Origin of the sequence: Cellulomonas iranensis NBRC 101100 = JCM 18110 (genome assembly GCF_001552375.1) — a bacterium.
Lineage (GTDB): Bacteria > Actinomycetota > Actinomycetes > Actinomycetales > Cellulomonadaceae > Cellulomonas > Cellulomonas iranensis.
Map to the genome: position 1 here is coordinate 1 of NZ_BCRB01000169.1, position 2,736 is coordinate 2,736.

Annotated in this window: 3 protein-coding genes and 1 pseudogene; 2 read left to right on the forward strand and 2 right to left on the reverse strand. The window is 77.7% G+C overall.

Going from position 1 to position 2,736, the window contains the following annotated elements:
• Positions 1–319, forward strand: a pseudogene (locus tag CS2_RS19225) (cysteine--1-D-myo-inosityl 2-amino-2-deoxy-alpha-D-glucopyranoside ligase); the annotation flags it as partial.
• Positions 320–353: 34 nt separating this feature from the next.
• Here the strand turns inward: CS2_RS19225 and CS2_RS18050 are convergent.
• A complete protein-coding gene (locus tag CS2_RS18050) occupies positions 354–1,211 on the reverse strand; it encodes a PAC2 family protein (protein ID WP_046528519.1) in 858 nt (285 codons plus the stop codon).
• Positions 1,212–1,483: 272 nt separating this feature from the next.
• Here CS2_RS18050 and CS2_RS18055 point away from each other — a divergent pair, with 272 nt between their 5' ends.
• Entirely contained in the window at positions 1,484–2,125 is a 642-nt protein-coding gene (locus tag CS2_RS18055) for an HAD family hydrolase (protein WP_070321000.1), read from the forward strand.
• Between the two features lie 19 nt (positions 2,126–2,144).
• Here the strand turns inward: CS2_RS18055 and CS2_RS18060 are convergent.
• A partial coding sequence (locus CS2_RS18060) for an anti-sigma factor (protein WP_070320999.1) occupies positions 2,145–2,736 on the reverse strand: 592 nt, incomplete at its 5' end.

Below are 2,736 nucleotides of genomic sequence, written 5' to 3' on the forward strand. Positions count from 1 at the left end.
CGAGCCGATGGCCGTGCGGCTCGCGGTGCTCGCGCACCGGTACCGCGACGACTGGGAGTGGACCGACGGCGGCCTCGCGCAGGCGCGCGAGCGGCTCGCGACGTGGCGCCGGGCGATGTCCGGCAACGGCGGGCCCGACGCGACGCCCGTGCTCGCGGGCGTGCGCGCCGCCGTCGCCGACGACCTCGACACGCCGCGCGCGATCGCCGTGGTCGACGCGTGGGCCGCCGCGGCGCTCGCGGGGCAGGGGCCCACGCACGAGGGCGCCCCGGGCGTCGTCGCGCGCACGGTCGACGCGCTGCTGGGCGTCCGGCTCTAGGCCCGCCCGCGCGTCGCGACGGCACCCGCCGGGCTCAGCCGCCCGTGCCCTTGTCGCGCCGTCGCAGGTAGCGCTCGAACTCCTGCGCGATCGCCTCGCCGCTCGCCTCGGGCAGCTCGGCGGTGTCCTTGGCCTCCTCGAGCTGACGCACGTACTCGCCGATCTCCGAGTCGTCGCCCGCGAGCTCGTCGACGCCGTGCTGCCAGGCCTCGGCGTCGTCCGGCAGGTCGCCGAGCGGCACGGGCTCGCCCAGCAGGCCCTCGAGGCGGTGCAGGATCGCGAGCGTCGCCTTGGGCGACGGGGGAGCGGCCACGTAGTGCGGCACCGCCGCCCACAGCGACAGCGCCTGCAGGCCCCGCACGCCGGCCTCGTGCTGCAGCACGCCGACGATGCCCGTCGGACCCTCGTACGTGTTGGGCTCGAGGCCGAGCAGCTCGCGGACCTCCTCGTCCTCGCTCGTCGCGTTCACGGGGATCGGACGCGTGTGCGGCACGTCCGCGAGCAGCGCGCCGACCGTGACGATCGTGCGCACGCCGAGGCCCGCGGCGATGTCGAGGAGCTCGCTGCAGTACCGGCGCCAGCGCATCGACGGCTCGATGCCGTGCACCAGCACGACCTGCCGGCCCGAGCGCGGCGTGGTCGCGACGGCCACGGCGGTCGTCGGCCACGTGATCTCGCGCGTGCCGTCCGGCCCCGGGCCGACCACCGGACGGTTCACCTGGAAGTCGTGGTATTCCTCGGGGTCGAGCTCGTCGACCTGCTCGGCGCCCCACACGTCGTGCAGGTGCTCGAGCGCGGCCGTCGCGGCGCTGCCCGCGTCGTTCCAGCCCTCGAAGGCCGCGAGCAGGACGGTCTCGCGGGCCGGGAGGTCGGGTGCTGCGTGCTCGCTCACGGTCCCAGCGTAGGGCTGGGGCGGCCGACGAGGCGTGCGACCGTGCCGTTCGGCGCGCGCGCGGCGTCCCCGCGCGTCCGGACGTGGCGCGCCTCACGTCCGGCCGCACGGCGGTGGCGGACGTGCGGCGAGCGGGGATGATGGGGGACGACCCCCGTGGTCCGCACCCACCCGTCCCGGCATCGGAGGCCGTCCTGAGCACGCTGTCGTCGCCCGCCCACCGCCCGTCCGCCCCTCAGCGCAGCGCGTCGCCCGCCGCCGTGCTGTGGGACATGGACGGCACGCTCATCGACACCGAGCCGCACTGGATGGCGGCCGAGATCGCGCTCGTCGAGGAGCACGGCGGCGTGTGGACGCCGTCCGACGCGGCCGCGATGGTCGGCAGCTCGATGTCGGTGTCGGCCGCGCTGCTGCAGTCACGCGGCGTGCGGCTCGAGGTCGACCAGATCGCGCACCAGCTCAACACCGCGGTGGGTGCCGCGGTCGCGGCCGGTGTCCCGTGGCGCCCCGGGGCGCTCGAGCTGCTGCGCGCGCTGCACGCGGCCGGTGTGCCGCAGGCGCTCGTGACCTCGTCGTTCGGCGTGCTGGCCGCACCGTTCGCGCAGACTGTCGGGCTGTTCGACGTGGTCGTCGCGGGCGACGACGTGACGCGCCCGAAGCCCGACCCCGAGCCCTACCTCACGGCGGCGCGGCTGCTGGGCGTCGACGTGCGCGCGTGCGTCGCGTTCGAGGACTCCGCGACGGGCCTCGCGTCCGCGGTCTCGAGCGGTGCGCGCGTCGTCGCCGTCGACTCGCACGTGACGATCGACCCGCCCGCGGGTGTCTCGCGCGTCGGCTCGCTCGCGCGCGTCGACCTGCCGACGATCGAGCGCGTGGCCGCGGGGGAGACGCTCGACCTGCGCCGCTCGGTCTGAGGCGCGCCGCGCGCGGACGTCAGGCCGGTTCGAGGACCACCACGGGGTCCGTGGTCGGGGCCGTCGACCCGCCCCGCGGCTCGACGGTCACGGCCAGCGCGTCGCCCGGCCGGAACTCGGCGGTGGTGACGTCGAAGCCGCCCGCCGTCACGGGCGACGTGCTCGACGGCAGCGCCGCGCCGTCGCGCAGCAGCCACAGCTGGTAGACCCGGTCGGACCCGGGGTCGCTCACGCCGGACGCCGTCACGAGCGCGACGTCGTCCGTCACGACCGCCACGGCGCGCCCGCCGCCCGCGACGTCGGCCGCGACGAGCCGGGCGTCGGGTGCGCCGAGCAGGCGCTCGACCGCCGCGAGCCGCTGCTCGGCCACCGCGGCACGGTCGGCCTGCCGCCACGCCACCGTCACCGGCACCGCGAGCACCGCGGCGGCCACGGCCGCGACGAGGGCCGTGCGCACGGGGGCGCGCCGTCGCCGCACGCGCTCCGAGGCGAGGTCGACGGCACCGGCGGCCGCAGCGCCGGTGCCGACCTGCGGGGTCGCCGCGACCGCCGCGAGCGTCGCGGCCCGGACGTGCTCCGGCGCGGGCCGCGCGGTCGCGGCGGCGAGCGTC